Annotated in this window: 14 protein-coding genes; 1 reads left to right on the forward strand and 13 read right to left on the reverse strand. The window is 62.3% G+C overall.

Annotated features, from left to right (window positions below):
- Positions 1–155 precede the first annotated feature (155 nt).
- The 13 genes from trpC to M2394_RS07960 form a co-directional block, all read right to left on the reverse strand.
- Positions 156–992 (reverse strand): indole-3-glycerol phosphate synthase TrpC, encoded by an 837-nt coding sequence (trpC, locus tag M2394_RS07900; RefSeq protein WP_178920253.1) that lies wholly within the window; start codon positions 990–992, stop codon positions 156–158.
- Complete coding sequence (gene trpD, locus M2394_RS07905; protein ID WP_016972406.1) at positions 989–2,038, reverse strand: anthranilate phosphoribosyltransferase; 1,050 nt, start codon at positions 2,036–2,038, stop codon at positions 989–991. The genes trpC and trpD overlap by 4 nt, the downstream gene beginning before the upstream one ends.
- A 9-nt stretch (positions 2,039–2,047) precedes the next feature.
- Positions 2,048–2,641 (reverse strand): aminodeoxychorismate/anthranilate synthase component II, encoded by a 594-nt coding sequence (locus tag M2394_RS07910; protein ID WP_259172040.1) that lies wholly within the window; start codon positions 2,639–2,641, stop codon positions 2,048–2,050.
- A 10-nt stretch (positions 2,642–2,651) separates the two neighbouring features.
- Positions 2,652–4,133, reverse strand: a complete 1,482-nt coding sequence (gene trpE, locus M2394_RS07915; protein ID WP_259172041.1) for an anthranilate synthase component I — start codon at positions 4,131–4,133, stop codon at positions 2,652–2,654.
- Between the two features lie 69 nt (positions 4,134–4,202).
- Entirely contained in the window at positions 4,203–5,021 is an 819-nt protein-coding gene (locus tag M2394_RS07920) for a phosphoglycolate phosphatase (protein WP_259172042.1), read from the reverse strand.
- Positions 5,018–5,692 carry a ribulose-phosphate 3-epimerase gene (gene rpe, locus M2394_RS07925; protein WP_178920250.1) on the reverse strand — a complete coding sequence of 225 codons (675 nt, stop codon included), beginning with the start codon at positions 5,690–5,692 and terminating at the stop codon, positions 5,018–5,020. Before rpe ends, M2394_RS07920 begins: the two co-directional genes overlap by 4 nt.
- Before the next feature lie 84 nt (positions 5,693–5,776).
- Positions 5,777–6,925, reverse strand: coding sequence for an iron-containing alcohol dehydrogenase (locus M2394_RS07930; RefSeq protein WP_259172043.1), 1,149 nt, complete (start codon positions 6,923–6,925; stop codon positions 5,777–5,779).
- Between the two features lie 204 nt (positions 6,926–7,129).
- Positions 7,130–7,954: an ABC transporter permease gene (locus tag M2394_RS07935; RefSeq protein WP_071484832.1), complete on the reverse strand. Its 825-nt coding sequence runs from the start codon at positions 7,952–7,954 to the stop codon at positions 7,130–7,132.
- A 12-nt stretch (positions 7,955–7,966) separates the two neighbouring features.
- Positions 7,967–9,196, reverse strand: coding sequence for an ABC transporter permease (locus M2394_RS07940; RefSeq protein WP_176996597.1), 1,230 nt, complete (start codon positions 9,194–9,196; stop codon positions 7,967–7,969).
- A 167-nt stretch (positions 9,197–9,363) separates the two neighbouring features.
- Positions 9,364–10,404: an ABC transporter substrate-binding protein gene (locus M2394_RS07945; RefSeq protein WP_178920247.1), complete on the reverse strand. Its 1,041-nt coding sequence runs from the start codon at positions 10,402–10,404 to the stop codon at positions 9,364–9,366.
- 43 nt (positions 10,405–10,447) lie between these two features.
- Complete coding sequence (locus M2394_RS07950; protein ID WP_259172045.1) at positions 10,448–11,560, reverse strand: ABC transporter ATP-binding protein; 1,113 nt, start codon at positions 11,558–11,560, stop codon at positions 10,448–10,450.
- 312 nt (positions 11,561–11,872) lie between these two features.
- Positions 11,873–12,502 carry a response regulator transcription factor gene (locus M2394_RS07955; RefSeq protein WP_176996600.1) on the reverse strand — a complete coding sequence of 210 codons (630 nt, stop codon included), beginning with the start codon at positions 12,500–12,502 and terminating at the stop codon, positions 11,873–11,875.
- Between the two features lie 18 nt (positions 12,503–12,520).
- The gene (locus tag M2394_RS07960) at positions 12,521–14,911 is read right to left on the reverse strand and encodes a PAS domain S-box protein (RefSeq protein WP_259172046.1); all 2,391 of its coding nucleotides are present in this window, start codon (positions 14,909–14,911) and stop codon (positions 12,521–12,523) included.
- Between the two features lie 77 nt (positions 14,912–14,988).
- Between M2394_RS07960 and M2394_RS07965 the strand changes: the two genes are divergently transcribed.
- Positions 14,989–15,963, forward strand: a complete 975-nt coding sequence (locus tag M2394_RS07965) for an alpha/beta hydrolase family protein (protein ID WP_259172047.1) — start codon at positions 14,989–14,991, stop codon at positions 15,961–15,963.
- Positions 15,964–15,998: the final 35 nt, after the last annotated feature.

The raw sequence follows: 15,998 nt of genomic DNA on the forward strand, positions 1-15,998 counted from the left end.
CCTACCTATCTGAATAGACACAAAACCCAATGTGAAAGCGGGCTTGCTCGCGAATGCGGTGGATCAGACACATATTCAGTGACTGACCCACCGCTTTCGCGAGCAAGCCCGCTCCCACATTTAGACTGCATTCCAAATGATGGCCGCGTTTCAAATCAATCCAATGTCGAGCCGCTGACCGCCACACCACGCTCCGGGAAGAACAGGCGCTGCAATTCCGCCCCCGGGTTCTCGGCGCGCATGAAGGTCTCGCCCACCAGGAACGAATACACCCCACTGATTTCCATCAGCTCGACATCGGCACGGTTGACGATGCCACTCTCGGTGATCACCAGGCGGTCGCGCGGAATACGCGGCAGCAGGTCGAGGGTGTTTTCCAGGCTTACCTCGAAGGTGTGCAGGTTACGGTTGTTGACCCCCACCAGCGGCGTGTCGAGGGTTTTCAGTGCGCGCTCCAGCTCATCGCCGTCGTGCACTTCCACCAGCACATCCAGGCCAACGCTTTTGGCCACGGCCGCCAGCTCGGCCATCTTCACATCGTCCAGTGCGGAGACGATCAGCAGCACACAGTCGGCGCCCAGGGCGCGAGCCTCGACGATCTGGTACGGGTCAACCATGAAATCCTTGCGGATCACCGGCAACTTGCACGCGGCGCGGGCCTGCTGCAGGAACAGGTCGGAACCCTGGAAGTAATCGATGTCGGTCAGCACCGACAGGCAGGTCGCGCCGCCCTTTTCATAGCTGGCGGCGATTTCTGCCGGGACAAAGTTCTCACGGATCACACCTTTGCTCGGCGAGGCTTTTTTCACCTCGGCAATCACGGCCGGCTGCTTGAGCTTGGCCTGGGCGATCAGCGCATTGGCGAAACCACGTGGCGCATCCGCGAGCTTCGCCTGGCTCTCCAGCTCGGCGAGGCTTACACGGGCACGGCGCTCGGCGACTTCTTCGGCTTTGCGGGCCAGGATCTTTTCCAGAACGGTCGGCACACTCATCCTTCATTCTCCATCTTGAACACCGCAGTAAAGGCACCCAGTTCTTCGAGCTTTTCGCGAGCGAGCCCGGTGTGCAATGCATCGTGAGCGAGGGCCACGCCCTCTTTAAGACTGTAGGCGTGATCGGCGGCATACAGCGCCGCACCGGCATTGAGCACAATCATTTCTGCCGCTTTCTGGCCGTTTTCGGTCTTGCGGCGCCCCAGGGCATCGCGGATCAGCTCCAGCGAGGCGGCCGGGCTTTCCACCGACAGGCCGTGCAGGCTCTGGCTCTTCATGCCCAGGTCTTCCGGCTCGACCCAATATTCGGTGACCTGGTCATTCTTCAGCTCCGCCACAAAAGTCGGTGCCGCCAGGCTGAATTCGTCCAGGCCATCCTTGGAATGCACCACCAGCACATGCTTGCTGCCCAGGCGCTGCAAGACTTCGGCCAATGGCCGGCACAGTGCCTGGCTGAACACGCCCACTACCTGGTGCTTCACGCCGGCCGGATTCGTAAGCGGGCCGAGCATGTTGAACAGGGTACGCAGGCCGAGGTCCTTGCGTGGGCCGGCGGCGTGCTTCATCGCCCCATGGTGGGATTGGGCAAACATGAAGCCGATGCCGACGCTGTCGATGCAGCGCGCCACTTGCACCGGCGTCAGGTTCAGGTAGATGCCGGCCGCTTCCAGCAAGTCGGCACTGCCGCTCTTGCCGGATACGGCACGGTTGCCGTGCTTGGCCACGGTGCAACCCGCCGCCGCCACTACAAAAGAAGACGCCGTCGACACGTTGAAGATGTTCGCACCGTCACCGCCGGTGCCCACCACATCCACCACGCCGTCGAGGGTGTTGAGTTCGACCTTGTCCGCCAGCTCGCGCATCACCGATACGGCACCGACGATCTCGTCGATGCTCTCGCTCTTCATGCGCATCGCCATCATGAAGGCGCCGATCTGTGCGTCAGTGCATTGACCGGTCATGATCTCGCGCATCACATCGCTCATTTCAGCGGTGCTCAGGTCCAGATGGCCGACGATACGGCTCAGGGCAGTCTTGATATCCATGAAAAGTCCTTAGCGCGTGCCGCCGCTCTGCTTGAGAAAGTTGGCGAACAGCTCGTAGCCCTGCTCGGTCAGGATCGACTCGGGGTGAAACTGCACCCCTTCGATATTCAGTGTCTTGTGGCGCAGCCCCATGATCTCATCGACCGAGCCGTCTTCCAGCTGGGTCCAGGCGGTCAGTTCCAGGCATTCCGGCAAGGTTTCGCGCTTGACCACCAACGAGTGGTAGCGGGTCACGGTCACCGGCAAGTTAAGCCCATGGAATACGCCCAGATCATGATGGAATACCGGGCTGGTCTTGCCGTGCATCACCTGGCGCGCACGCACCACGTCACCGCCAAAGGCCTGGCCGATGGACTGGTGGCCCAGGCACACGCCCAGGATCGGCAACTTGCCGGCGAAATACTTAATCGCCTCCAGGGAAATGCCCGCCTCGGTCGGCGTGCACGGGCCTGGCGAAACCACGATGCGCTCCGGGTTCAGGGCGGCGATCTCGGCCACGGTCAGTTCGTCGTTGCGCACCACCTCGACCTCGGCACCCAGCTCGCCCAGGTACTGCACAACGTTGTAGGTAAAGGAATCGTAGTTATCAATCATCAGCAACATGGGGCAAACCTCAGGAATTGGGCGTCTGTTCAGCCAGCGCTACAGCGCGGAACATCGCGCGGCGCTTGTTCAGGGTTTCTTCCCATTCGAGGGCCGGCACCGAGTCGGCGACAATCCCGCCACCGGCCTGCACGTGTAGCTCCCCGTCCTTGATCACGGCCGTGCGGATCGCAATGGCCGTATCCATGTTGCCGTTCCAGGCGAAATACCCCACGGCGCCGCCGTAGACACCCCGCTTGACCGGCTCCAGCTCGTCGATGATTTCCATGGCACGAATTTTCGGTGCACCCGACAAGGTGCCGGCCGGCAGAATCGCGCGCAGTGCATCCATCGCCGTCAAACCAGCCTTCAGCTCGCCGGTGACATTGGACACGATGTGCATCACGTTGGAGTAACGCTCGATGACCATCTTCTCGGTGAGCTTCACCGAACCGATTTCCGAGACGCGCCCGGTATCGTTGCGGCCCAGGTCGATGAGCATCAGGTGCTCGGCGATCTCTTTATCATCGCTGAGCAGGTCTTCTTCCAGCGCCTGGTCGGCCTCCTCGGTCGCGCCACGGGGGCGAGTGCCGGCAATCGGACGCACGGTGATCAGGTTGTCTTCGACCCGCACCAGCACTTCCGGCGAGCTGCCCACCACGTGGAAGTCACCGAAGTTGAAGAAATACATGTACGGCGTCGGGTTGAAGCAGCGCAGCGCACGGTACAGGTCGATCGGCGCGGCCTTGAAGTCGATGGACATGCGTTGCGACGGCACCACCTGCATGCAGTCACCGGCGAGGATATATTCCTTGATGGTGTCGACGGCGCGCTCGTAGTCATCCTGGGTAAAGCTTGAGCGGAATACCGGATCAGCGGCCGGAGGACGGCTGAGGTCCAGGCCACGACGTGGGGTGATCGGCTGGCGCAGCTTTTCCAGCAAGGCTTCGAGGCTGGCCTGGCCCTGCTCGAACGCATCCGCCTGGGCCGGGTCGGCCAGCACGATGGCGTGCATTTTGCCGGCAAGGTTATCGAACACCACCACCGCGTCGGAGACCATCAGCAGAATGTCCGGCACACCCAGCGGGTCCGGGTTCGGGCATTTGCCCAAACGCTTTTCCACATAGCGCACGCAGTCATAACCGAAATACCCCACCAGGCCGCCGTTGAAGCGCGGCAGGCCAGGAATGGTCGGCACGTTGTAGCGCGCCTTGAAGGTTTCGACGAACGCCAACGGGTCGTCTACGTCGTGGCTTTCGATCTCGACGCCATCATGGGTGATGCTTACATGATGGTCGTGTACCCGCAGGACGGTGCGGCACGGCAAGCCGATGATCGAATAACGGCCCCACTTCTCGCCGCCCTGTACCGATTCGAGCAGGTAGGAATTGGGCTCGTCAGCCAGTTTCAGGTAGATCGACAACGGCGTGTCGAAGTCGGCCAGGGTTTCGCAGGCCAGGGGAATGCGGTTATAGCCGGCAGCGGCCAAACGCAGGAATTCTTCGCGGATCATGTGTGCCTCGTGGCTTGAGGGTCTAACAGTCAGGTATGCAAACGTGCCGCAGAGCGCGGCCAGGATCAGTCAGGCGCGCCAACGCCAGCGGGCCAGGGCCTTGATGACTTTCATCCAGAGTTTGCGAGTGACCACCACGATGGAATTTCCAGAAGGGGACGGATCGATGTCGGGCAACGTTATCTCAGCGCCAGCTCCCAAGCAACCGGGGATTAACAGACGCAGGTCATCAATCACCATGGCCGGCGACTCTTCGGCAATCGGCCGACCGTGGTTATAGCCGTAGCTGAGCGCCACACACTGCACGCCAGCGGCCTTTGCCGCCAGCACGTCACTGCGCGAATCGCCGACGAACAAGGACTGGGAGGCCGGGATATTGGCCATTTTCATCACGAAAAACAGCGCCGCCGGGTCAGGCTTTTTCTGCGGCAAGGTATCGCCGCCAATGATCCAACGGAAATACCGGCCGATTTTCATCTGGTCCAACAGCGGCGCGACAAAGCGCTCCGGCTTGTTGGTGATCAGGGCCATTTCCACGCCCTGCTTGTGCAGCCATTTGAGGGTGTCGCGCACGCCGGGGTAGACCACAGTCAGCTCGTGGCCGTCCTCGTAGGCGGCGTTGAACAGTTCCAGGGCATGCTCGGCCTCCACGTCATCGACACCTTCGGCATCGATGTGGTTGGCCAGGGCCCGGCGTACCAACATGTGCACGCCGTTACCCACCCACATGCGTACCGACTCGATCCCGACCGGCTTGCGCCCCAGCTTGAGCAGCATCTCGTCCACCGCCGCCGCCAGGTCTGGCACCGAGTCGATCAAGGTACCGTCCAGATCGAACATCACCAGCCGTGGCAATTTGCCGGGGAACAGCTGCTCAAAGCCGCTCATGGACGCGCCAGCGCCAGTTCGGCGCGCATCTTGCCGATGACTTCCTGGTAGTCAGGCGCGTTGAAGATCGCCGAGCCGGCCACAAAGGTGTCAGCGCCAGCGGCCGCGATTTCGCGGATGTTGTTGACGTTGACCCCACCGTCGATTTCCAGGCGGATGTCACGGCCCGACGCATCGATCAGCGCGCGGGCTTCGCGCAGCTTGTTCAGTGTGCCAGGAATGAACTTCTGCCCGCCGAAACCCGGGTTGACGCTCATCAGCAGGATCATGTCGACCTTGTCCATCACGTACTCGAGCACGCTCAGCGGAGTGGCCGGGTTGAACACCAGGCCGGCCTTGCAGCCGCCCTCGCGGATCAGTTGCAGGGTGCGGTCGACGTGCAGCGAGGCTTCCGGGTGGAAGGTGATGTAGGTGGCGCCGGCTTCGACGAAGTCGCCGATGATGCGATCCACCGGGCTGACCATCAGGTGTGCGTCGATCGGCGCAGTGATGCCGTACTTGCGCAGCGCCGCGCAGACCATCGGGCCGATGGTCAGGTTGGGCACGTAGTGGTTGTCCATGACGTCGAAGTGCACGAAGTCGGCACCGGCGGCCAGTACCTTGTCCACTTCCTCACCCAGGCGGGCGAAATCGGCAGAGAGAATCGATGGAGCAATGACGAAGGGCTGCATGACGCACCTTTTTTGAGCTAAATCACGATGGCGCGCATTGTATACCTCATGCTTTGCTGCGCGCACCGTGACCTAACTCAACGGTTAGTAGGCGGCCCGGTAGATTTTCTCGATATCCGCCGCGCTGAGCTTGCGCGGGTTGTTGCGCATCAGACGCTCGATACCCGCCGCTTCCGTGGCCATGGCCGGTATGGCCTCCTCCGGCACGCCAAAGCTGCGCAGCCCGGCGGGGATCTCCACTGCGGCACACAGTCGCGTCATCGCGTCGACCGCTTCATCGGCCGCCTGGTTGACGCTCAAGCCCGACACATTCACCCCCATCGCCTGGGCGATGTCCTGCATGCGCTCCACGCAGGCCAGCTTGTTCCAGTGCATCACGTAAGGCAGCAACAGCGCGTTGCTCACGCCGTGGGCGATGTTGAACCGCCCACCCAACGGGTACGCCAGCGCATGCACCGCGCCAACCCCGGCATTGCCGAACGCCATGCCCGCCATCAGGCTGGCGGTGGCCATGTCGTCTCGGGCCTGCAGGTTGGCCGGGTTGGCGTAGGCCTTGGGCAACGCACTGGCGATCAACTTGATCGCGCCGATGGCCAACGCATCGGTAATCGGCGAGGCGTTCAGCGACAGGTAGGATTCGATGGCATGCACCAGCGCATCCACGCCACTGGCAGCAGTGACGCTGCGCGGGCAGGTCAGGGTCATCTGCGGGCTGATCAGCGCCACATCCGGCAGCAGGTAATCGCTGACGATGCCTTTTTTGAGTTGCGCAGCCTTGTCGGAGAGGATCGCCACATTGGTCACCTCCGAGCCGGTGCCGGCCGTGGTCGGGATCGCGATCAGCGGCGGGCCCTTGCGCGGTACCTGGTCGACGCCGAACAGGTCCGCCAGCGCGCCGTGGTAACCGGCGTAGGCTGCCACGCTCTTGGCGATGTCGATGGCACTGCCGCCGCCCACGCCAATCAGGCCGTCATGCCCGCCTTCGCGGTACACGCGCATGCAGTCTTCGACGATGGCGATTTCCGGGTCGGGCAGCACGCGGTCGAAAATTTCGTAGGTGCGCTCGCCCAAGTGTTCGAGGGCCAATGCCACGGTGCCGGATTTGACCAGCGCGGCGTCGGTGACGATCAGCGGGTTGTCCACATCCAGGCGGGTGAGTTCGGCAGCCAGTTGTTCGATGGCGCCAGCGCCAGTGAGCAGTTTATGGGCGATCTTGAATGAGGAAGTACTCATGTGCGCGGCCTCTTATTAAGAAATGGGCTGGCACAAGAGTAGCTTCCTACGGCGTGTTGTCAGCTATTCAGCGACTGAATGCACACAAAACCCATGTGGGAGCGGGCTTGCTCGCGAATACGGTGTGTCAGCCATTACATTTGGCGACTGATACACCGCTTTCGCGAGCAAGCCCGCTCCCACATTTTGAGCTTCGCCCGGGCTTTAGACCTGTGCGGTACGCAGTTTTTCGCTACGGCCGCGCAGCCATTCCAGTGTGAGCAACAGCAACACCGAGAAGGCAATCAACAAGGTCGCCGCCGCCGCAATCGTGGGGCTGAGGTTTTCGCGGATGCCGCTGAACATCTGGCGCGGCAAGGTCGCTTGCTCGGGGCCGGCGAGGAACAAGGTCACCACCACTTCATCGAACGAGGTGGCAAAGGCAAACAACGCCCCGGAAATAACCCCCGGCGCGATCAGCGGCAAGGTCACCCGGCGAAACGCAGTCAGTGGCGAAGCGCCCAGGCTGGCCGCCGCCCGCACCAGGTTGTGGTTGAACCCCTGCAACGTCGCCGACACCGTGATGATCACAAACGGCACACCCAACACCGCATGCACCACGATCAGCGAAAAGAAGCTGTTGCCCAGCCCCAATGGCGCGAAGAACAGGTAACTGGCCACGCCAATGATCACCACCGGCACCACCATCGGCGAAATCACCAGGGCCATCACCAGCGCCTTGCCGGGGAAGTTGCCACGGGTCAGGCCAATGGCTGCCAGGGTGCCGAAGACCATGGCCAGCACCGTGGCGGCGGGCGCCACGATAATGCTGTTCTTCAGGGCGCGCATCCATTCGGCCGAGCCGAAGAAGTCCTGGTACCAATGCAGCGAGAAGCCTTGCAACGGGTACACCAGGAAACTGCCGCTGTTGAACGACAACGGGATGATCACCAGCACCGGCAGAATCAGGAACAGCAGGATCAAGCCGCAGAGGATCCGCAAGCTGTAGAACCACACCCGTTCAATGGGGGACATATAAGGGCTCAGCATCGCAAGGTCTCCTTAGCTCAGGCGCAGGCGGCTGGCGCCAACCAGTCGGTTGTAGATCAGGTACAGCAACACCGTGGCCAGCAGCAGCAAGCCGCCCAGCGCGGTGGCCATGCCCCAGTTGATGCTGGTGTTGGTGTAGAAGGCCACGAAATAGCTGACCATCTGGTCGTTCGGGCTGCCCAGCAAGGCCGGGGTGATGTAGTAACCAATCGCCAGGATGAACACCAGCAGGCACCCGGCGCCGACACCGGCGTAGGTCTGTGGGAAATACACGCGCCAGAAACTGGCGAACGGGTGGCAACCCAGGGATATCGCCGCCCGCATGTAAGTGGGCGAGATGCCTTTCATCACGCTGTAGATCGGCAGAATCATGAACGGCAACAGGATGTGCACCATGGAGATGTAGACCCCGGTGCGGTTGAATACCAGCTCCAGGGGTTTGTCGATCAGCCCCATGCCCATCAGTGCGCTGTTGATCAGCCCACCGGATTGCAGCAACACGATCCAGGCGGCGACCCGCACCAGGATCGAGGTCCAGAACGGCAGCAACACCAGGATCATCAGCAGGTTGCTTTTGCGCGCCGGCAAATTGGCCAACAGGTACGCCAGCGGGTAGGCCAGCAACAGGCAGATGGCGGTGATCACCAGGCCCATCCAGAAGGTGCGGGCGAAGATGTCCAGGTAGATCGCCTGGTCGGGCGTGGCCGGAGCCACTTCACCCAGATCGTCGATACGGTGATCGACGGCCGCCAGCAGGTAGAACGGCGTCAGGTTGCTGGTATTGCGCCGGATCGCCTGCCAGTACGCCGGGTCACCCCAGCGTTCGTCGAGGCTTTCCAACGCTTCTTTATAGGAGGCAGGCGCTTCGCTGAACGGCAGCGCCCGCGCGGTTTTGGTCAGCAGGCTGCGGTAGCCGGCCAGTTCCATGTTCAAGCGCTTGGACAGGTCGCCCAAGGTCTGATTTTTGCGCGCTTCGCCCAGGTCCTCACTGAGGGCCTGATACACCGGTTCACCGGGCAAGCCACGCCCGTCCCAGGCGGTCACGGCCACCACAGTGCGCGGCAAACCGCCCACCACTTCCGGGTTGCCCACGCTTTTGTAGAGCAGCGCAACGATCGGCACCAGGAACACCAGCACCAAGAACAACACCAGCGGCGCAATCAAGGCCTGGGCCTTCCAGCGGTTGACCCGCTCGGCACGCGCCAGGCGCTGCTTGAGGGTGGGGAGAGCGGCGATGGCCATGGAAAACTCCGGAAAATCTAAGGTGGTTTCACTGTGGACCGCGCTCTCTGTGGGAGCCGGGCTTGCCCGCGATGGCATCGACTCGGTACATCAGATGCACCGAGGTGTTTGCATCGCAGGCAAGCCAGCACCCACACAGGTCGGTTCCCACAGAGGGTTATGCGGTGTTACTTGGCGGCCCAGGCGTTGAAGCGTTGCTCGAGCTGCTCACCGTTATCCGCCCAGAAGCTCACGTCGATCTGCACCTGGTTGGCGATGTTTTCCGGGGTGGTTGGCATATCCTTGAGGATGTCCTTGTCCAGCAACGGCACGGCTTGGGTGTTGGCCGGGCCGTAGGCGATGTTTTCCGAGTAGGTCTTCTGCTGTTGCGGCTGCACCGAGAAGGCGATGAATTTCTTCGCGGCTTCGGCGCGGTCCTTTGGCAAACCTTTAGGAATCGCCCACGCGTCGAAATCGTAGATACCGCCGTTCCACACTACTTTCAGGTTGCTTTCTTTCTGTACGGCAGCGATGCGGCCGTTGTAGGCGGAGCTCATCACCACGTCACCGGAAGCGAGGTATTGCGGCGGCTGGGCGCCCGCTTCCCACCATTGGATGTAAGGCTTGAGCTCATCGAGTTTCTTGAAAGCGCGGTCCTGGCCATCTTTGCCGGCCAGCACTTTGTAGACGTCCTTCGGCGCGACGCCGTCGGCCATCAACGCAAATTCCAGGGTGTACTTGGCGCCTTTGCGCAGGCCGCGCTTGCCCGGGAACTGCTTCACGTCCCAAAAATCTTTCCAGCCGCCTGGCGGTGCTTTCAGCTTGTCAGCGTTGTACGCCAGCACGGTCGACCACACAAAGAAGCCCACGCCGCACGGCTGGATAGCGCCCTTCACATAGTCCGCACCATTGCCGAACAGTTTCGGGTCCAGCGGTTCGAACATGTCTTCGTCACAGCCACGGGACAGTTCCGGCGACTCCACCTCCACCAGGTCCCAGGACACGCTCTTGGTGTCGACCATGGCTTTCACCTTGGCCATTTCACCGTTGTATTCGCCGGCGACGATCTTGCCGTTGCCCGCGCTTTCCCATGGCGCATAGAACGCCTTGACCTGTGCGGCCTTGTTCGCGCCACCGAAGGACACGACCGTCAGGTCCGGGCCTGCCATGGCCTGGGTGGCGCCGATCAGGCCAAGGGCCAGGGCGGAAAATTTCAGGGATCTCAACATTGTTGTTCTCTCCACGTGCAGGGTTGGTGAAGCCATGGGGCGATCAATTCGCCTCTAGAAGTGGGTCGAGTGCGCGAACGTGCTCGACTTGCCAGCCAATCGGTACCACGTCGCCGACCGCCAACGCCGGGTCCAGCTCGGCGATCGGTTGTTTCACAAAAAAATCGGCCTTGCCGCAGACTTCCAGGCGCACACGCACGTGGTCGCCCAGGTAGATGAATTCCGCCACACGCCCCGAGAAGCGGTTGATGCAGCTTTCGCTGGAGCCATTGAGGCTGACGCGCTCCGGACGCACCGACAGGGTCACCGGGCCGCCGACCTGGCCAACGTTCACCGCCAGCGCCTCGACTTTCTCGCCACGCGCCAGCTCCACCACGCAGCGCTCGCCGGTATGGCTGTGCAGGCGTCCATTGAGGCGGTTGTTCTCGCCGATGAAGTTGGCGACAAAGGTGTTCTTCGGCTCTTCGTACAGCGTGCGCGGCGCGGCGATCTGCTGGATCTCGCCCTGGTGGAACACTGCCACGCGGTCGGACATGGTCAGGGCTTCGCCCTGGTCGTGGGTCACGTACACCACCGTCACACCGAGGCGCTGATGCAGATGCTTGATCTCCATCTGCATGTGTTCGCGTAGCTGTTTATCGAGCGCACCGAGGGGTTCGTCCATCAGCACCAACTGCGGTTCGAATACCAGCGCCCGGGCAAGGGCCACGCGCTGTTGTTGGCCGCCGGAGAGTTGCGCCGGGTAGCGCTGGGCGAAGGCGTCGAGCTGGACCATGCTCAGCACGCGCTTGACCCGCTCGCTGATGTCGGTCTTGCTCAAGCCCCGCACCGACAGCGGAAACGCCAGGTTCTCGGCGACGGTCATGTGGGGGAACAACGCGTAGTTCTGGAACACCATGCCAATGTCGCGCTTGTGCGGCGGCACGTTGTTGATGGAACGCCCGGCCAGCAGGATTTCGCCGGCGGTCGGCGTTTCAAAGCCGGCGAGCATCATCAGGCTGGTGGTCTTGCCCGAACCGGAAGGCCCGAGCAGGGTGAGGAACTCGCCCTTGCGAATCTCCAGGTTGAGGTCTTTGACGATCAGGTTCTCGCCGTCGTAGCTCTTCTGCACGCCACGAAAGCTGACCAGCGCATCATTTGAATCCACCTCGCTCATACCCGCACCTTTTTGTTTTGGACTGCTGTGGCACAAGCGTAGTCCAGGGCGCAGGCCCCGGAAATCGGGGGCCGAGAGAGAATTGCATCAGCCGGATGGAAGGCTTGGGGTAAGGATTGCCCTACACGGATGGCGGGTATAGAACAGTGCAGCGCTCGTTACCAGCCCCGCCTGCAATTTGCATGTCGCAAACAGACACACCACCCCCTGTAGGAGCCGGCTTGCCGGCGATGAGGCCCTTAAGGTCGATGGCGATCGTGCGGGTGCTATCGCTGGCAAGCCAGCTCCTACAAGGGGTGACCGTGCAGCGGATCACAGGAGTTTATGTTCCATGGCGTACTTCACCAGTTCCGCCAATGACGTGATATTGAGCTTCTGCATCAAGCGCGCCTTGTGGGTGCTGATGGTCTTGCTGCTCAGCGCCAACTGCTGGGCGATGTCGTTGACGTTGGCGCCCTGGGCCAGGCGCTCGAACACCGAGAATTCACGCTCGGACAACAACGAATGCAGCGGCCGCGTATCGGTAAGGCCCACTTCAAACACCATGCGGTCGGCCAGGTCCGGGTCGATGTAACGCCCGCCCGCCGCCACCTTGCGAATCGCCGTCAGCAACAGTGCCGGGTCACTGTCCTTGGTGGCATAGCCCGCCGCACCGACCTTCAAGGCGCGCGCGGCCATTTGGGCCTCATCGTGCATCGACAACACTAGGATCGCCGGAGGATTGTTCAAGGCACGGATGCGCGCAATGGCCTCCAGGCCGTTGACACCCGGCATGGAGATATCCAGCAACACCACCTCGCACGGCACATGGCGCAAGGTCTCCAACAACTGCTCGCCATTGCTGGCTTCGCCGACCACCTGCAGATCCTTGGCCAGGCCGATCAACTGCTTGATGCCTTCACGGACGATGGTGTGGTCTTCGGCTACCAATACGCGAATCACAGGGGTTTCCTCTTATCGTTATGCATCCAGCGGCACCGTGACGCTCAGGGTGGTGCCCTCCCCCAACTCGCTCGCCAGGCTCAATTGACCGCCCATGATCAGCACCCGCTCACGCATGCCGACCAGGCCGAACGACACTGGCCGCCCCTGGGCCTGGACAAAACCCACGCCATCGTCGCTGATGGTCAGCCGCAAGTCGTTATCCTCTACCACCAGGGTCAGTTCCACAGTATGCGCCTGGGCGTGGCGCATCACATTGGTCAGCGCTTCCTGCAGGATCCGAAACAGGCCGATAGCCTTGGCATCACTCAAGGTCGGCAGGTTATCCGGCACTTGCACCAGGCAAGGAATCTGCGTGCGCGCCTCAAAACGCCGCGCTTGCCACTCGATGGCCGAGGCAATCCCCGCGTCGAGGATCGGCGGACGCAGCGCCGTGGCCACATCACGCACCAGCTGGAACAACTGGGCGATCAGACGCTTCATGCTGTTGAGTCGCTCATGCAGCCCGGGGTCGAGTTGTGCATACGCCAGCTCGCACATGGAGGTTTCCAGCTTGAGCACCGTGAGCATCTGCCCCAGCTCGTCGTGCACTTCACGGGCGATGCGCGCCTTTTCTTCCTCGCGCACGGTTTCGAGGTGGGCCGACAACTCGCGCAACTGTGCGCGGGAAGCATCCAGCTCCAGCTCGATGCGCTTGCTCTCGCTGATGTCCCAGACAATCCCGTCCCAGACCACCGTGCCGTCGTCCAGGCGGCGGGTCACGGCCTTGATGTCGGCCCATCGCTGCTGCCCGAGTCGGGTAAGGATGCGCCCTTGCCACGACCAATTACTTTCCGTCTCGATGGCTTGGTCTTGAGTGCGGTGATAACTGGCGCGGTCATCCGGGTGCACCAGGCTGCGGATCCCCATGGCGGGATCACTGAGCACCGACGGCGAGTAACCGACCAGGCCTTCGCTGCCTTGGCTGATGTACGCGAACTCGATGGCGTCGCTGCGCGGCAGGCGCTCCAGGCGGAACACCAGCCCGGGCACGTTGGCGGCGATGCCCTGCAGGCGCGCTTCACTTTCCTGCAAGGCAGCCAAGGCACGACGGCGCTCGGTGACGTCGTTGAGGTACACCACCAGGTATTCGCCACCGCCATAACGCAAGAAGCTCAAGGACACATCGGCCGGCAACACGCTGCCATCGGCGCGCAGGCAATTGGTGGCAAAACTCTGCGGCCCGTCTTCGCTGGCACGGGCGCGCTTCCACAGGTTGAGCCAGCGGTCCATGGTGAGGGTCGGGTCGAACTCGATCAGCGGGCGCTCGATCAACGCGCCAGGCTTATAGCCAAGCATGGTTTCGGCAGCCAGGTTGGCGTAGCGCACATGGCTGTCCCAGTTGACCCACAGGATGCCCACGGTGCTCTGGTCAATGGAAAACTGCGTCAGCCGCAACGCCTCGGCCCCGGCGGCGCGCGCCGCGCTTTCTTCCCGGGCCGCCAACAGGTTGTGCTCCAGCACGCGCTGCTGGCGGCGTTGCCAGGACACCACCGCCAGGCTGGCCAGCAGGAACAGGCCCAACAACAGGCTCAGGTTTTGCCAGAAGCCTGGAGACTCCGACAGCCTTGGGTACTTGGGTTGCAGCCAGCGGCTGTGCAGTTGATCCAGGTCGCGGGCGGGGATGGCACGCAAGGCGCTCTGCATAATGCTCGCCAGCTCTGGCCATTCGCGCCGCGTGGCGACGCGCAACAGCTGCGGCAGGCCAATATCGCCCACCACGGCCAGCCCGGCGAATTCCGCTTCGCCCGACAACCGGCTCAACTGCGCCTCATCCACCACGGCGTAGCGCGCCTGCTGGCTCACCAGCAACTGCAACGCCTGGCGCTCCATGGGCACGCCTTGCACATTCAGCTTGGGGTAGGTGCTGCGCAAATAGTCGGCAACGGCACTGGGCATGCGCACGGCAACTCGGGATTGTTCGTCGAGTTTTTCCAGGTCCACCGCCGCACCGCCTTCACGAATCCCTACGATGTGCTGGGGCACGCGCATGTAAGGGTCGGTGAACAACCACAGGCGCAGGCCGGCCGGGGTTTGCTGCAGGCCGGGAGCGATGTCCACCTCGCCCTCACGCACGGCAGCCTCCAGTTGCTCCTGGGTCGGGAAGTTGCGCCAGGTCAGCTCGATGTTCAGCGCCTTGGCCAGCGACTGCATCAACTCGACGTTGGCCCCGGACAAGCGCTGCAAGCGCCGATCGTATTGCGCGTAAGGCGCTTGCAATACCAGACCAACGCGCAGGTCCGGGTGTTGGGCCAACCACTCACGTTGCTGTGCATTGAGCTGCGCCTGTGGCGCGACAGGCGCAGGCGCGGCACTTGCCATCAAGGCAAAGCACAAGCAGCCGATAACCAGCAGACAGCGAAAACCCATGATCCACGTCTCACATCACTGACAAATACTGACCAACCCATTAGGCTGCTGGAATCACTTCTGGCCGGGAAATAACGATGCCACATCGAAACCGTTCGGCACTGCCAGCATTGTGCCTGTCGCTGCTATTTACCAGCGGCTTTTCTGTTCAGGCGGCTGACGCACCCGCTCCTAGCGCCGAAAAACCGGCTGAGCGCCAGCCTCTGCCCGAGCGCAGCCAGGAAGACGCCACCGCCCTTGAACGGCAGATCCCGCAGCAGGAACAGCAACAACTGCAAGCCGGCAGCGATTCGTTCCTGGCCCTGTGGAAACCGGCCAACAGCGCCGAGCCCGAAGGGGTGGTGATTATCGTACCGGGCGCCGGGGAAAGTGCTGACTGGCCGCAAGCAATCGCACCGTTGCGGCGCAAATTACCGGACGCCGACTGGGGCACCCTCAGCCTGTCACTGCCCGACATGAGCCTGGATACCCTGCCGCCTCGCGTCATCGAAGCACCCAAGGCCGCCGTCGACACCAGCAGTAAAGAAGGCAGCACCGCCGCCAAGCCCATCGAACAGGCCGCCAGTGCCGAGGCCGAAGGGACGGACCCGGCGGTGGTGCCCGGCACGGATGAGCAGGACAAGACCGACGCCAAACGCATCTTCGACCGCATCGATGCTGCCGTCGCGTTTGCACAAACCCACAGTGCGCGCAACGTAGTGCTGCTCGGCCATGGCACCGGTGCCTGGTGGGCGGCGCGCTACCTGAGTGAAAAGCAGCCAACCCAGGTGCAGAAGCTGGTAATGGTGGCCGGCAAGACCCCTGCGGCGCGTGAGCCTAGCCTGCAGCAGCTGGCGCCAGCCTTGAAGGTACCCACGGCCGACGTCTTCTATCTGGACGACACCCAGGCGCGCAAAACCGCCCTGGAGCGTGGGCAGGCGGCCAAGCGCACGAAGAATACGGGTTATAAGCAGGTGTCGCTCACGACCTTGCCCGGCAATAGTTCGGCCGAGCAAGAGCAGTTGTATCGGCGGATTCGCGGTTGGTTGAGCCCGCAACTCCAGGCGGATTGAACCCCGCCCCCCCCCTGTAGGAGCCGACTTGCCGG

Source organism: Pseudomonas sp. BIGb0164 (assembly GCF_024810135.1).
Classification (GTDB): Bacteria; Pseudomonadota; Gammaproteobacteria; order Pseudomonadales; family Pseudomonadaceae; genus Aquipseudomonas.

What these genes read in the sequence shown, in the direction of transcription:
- M2394_RS07960 (WP_259172046.1), bottom strand. Translation starts at nt 14,911, where the DNA reads ATGGGTTTTCGCTGTCTGCTGGTTATCGGCTGCTTGTGCTTTGCCTTG.
- M2394_RS07950 (WP_259172045.1), bottom strand. Translation starts at nt 11,560, where the DNA reads ATGAGCGAGGTGGATTCAAATGATGCGCTGGTCAGCTTTCGTGGCGTG.
- M2394_RS07965 (WP_259172047.1), top strand. Translation starts at nt 14,989, where the DNA reads ATGCCACATCGAAACCGTTCGGCACTGCCAGCATTGTGCCTGTCGCTG.
- M2394_RS07910 (WP_259172040.1), bottom strand. Translation starts at nt 2,641, where the DNA reads ATGTTGCTGATGATTGATAACTACGATTCCTTTACCTACAACGTTGTG.
- rpe (WP_178920250.1), bottom strand. Translation starts at nt 5,692, where the DNA reads ATGCAGCCCTTCGTCATTGCTCCATCGATTCTCTCTGCCGATTTCGCC.
- trpC (WP_178920253.1), bottom strand. Translation starts at nt 992, where the DNA reads ATGAGTGTGCCGACCGTTCTGGAAAAGATCCTGGCCCGCAAAGCCGAA.
- M2394_RS07935 (WP_071484832.1), bottom strand. Translation starts at nt 7,954, where the DNA reads ATGCTGAGCCCTTATATGTCCCCCATTGAACGGGTGTGGTTCTACAGC.
- M2394_RS07920 (WP_259172042.1), bottom strand. Translation starts at nt 5,021, where the DNA reads ATGAGCGGCTTTGAGCAGCTGTTCCCCGGCAAATTGCCACGGCTGGTG.
- M2394_RS07930 (WP_259172043.1), bottom strand. Translation starts at nt 6,925, where the DNA reads ATGAGTACTTCCTCATTCAAGATCGCCCATAAACTGCTCACTGGCGCT.
- trpD (WP_016972406.1), bottom strand. Translation starts at nt 2,038, where the DNA reads ATGGATATCAAGACTGCCCTGAGCCGTATCGTCGGCCATCTGGACCTG.
- M2394_RS07945 (WP_178920247.1), bottom strand. Translation starts at nt 10,404, where the DNA reads ATGTTGAGATCCCTGAAATTTTCCGCCCTGGCCCTTGGCCTGATCGGC.
- trpE (WP_259172041.1), bottom strand. Translation starts at nt 4,133, where the DNA reads ATGATCCGCGAAGAATTCCTGCGTTTGGCCGCTGCCGGCTATAACCGC.
- M2394_RS07940 (WP_176996597.1), bottom strand. Translation starts at nt 9,196, where the DNA reads ATGGCCATCGCCGCTCTCCCCACCCTCAAGCAGCGCCTGGCGCGTGCC.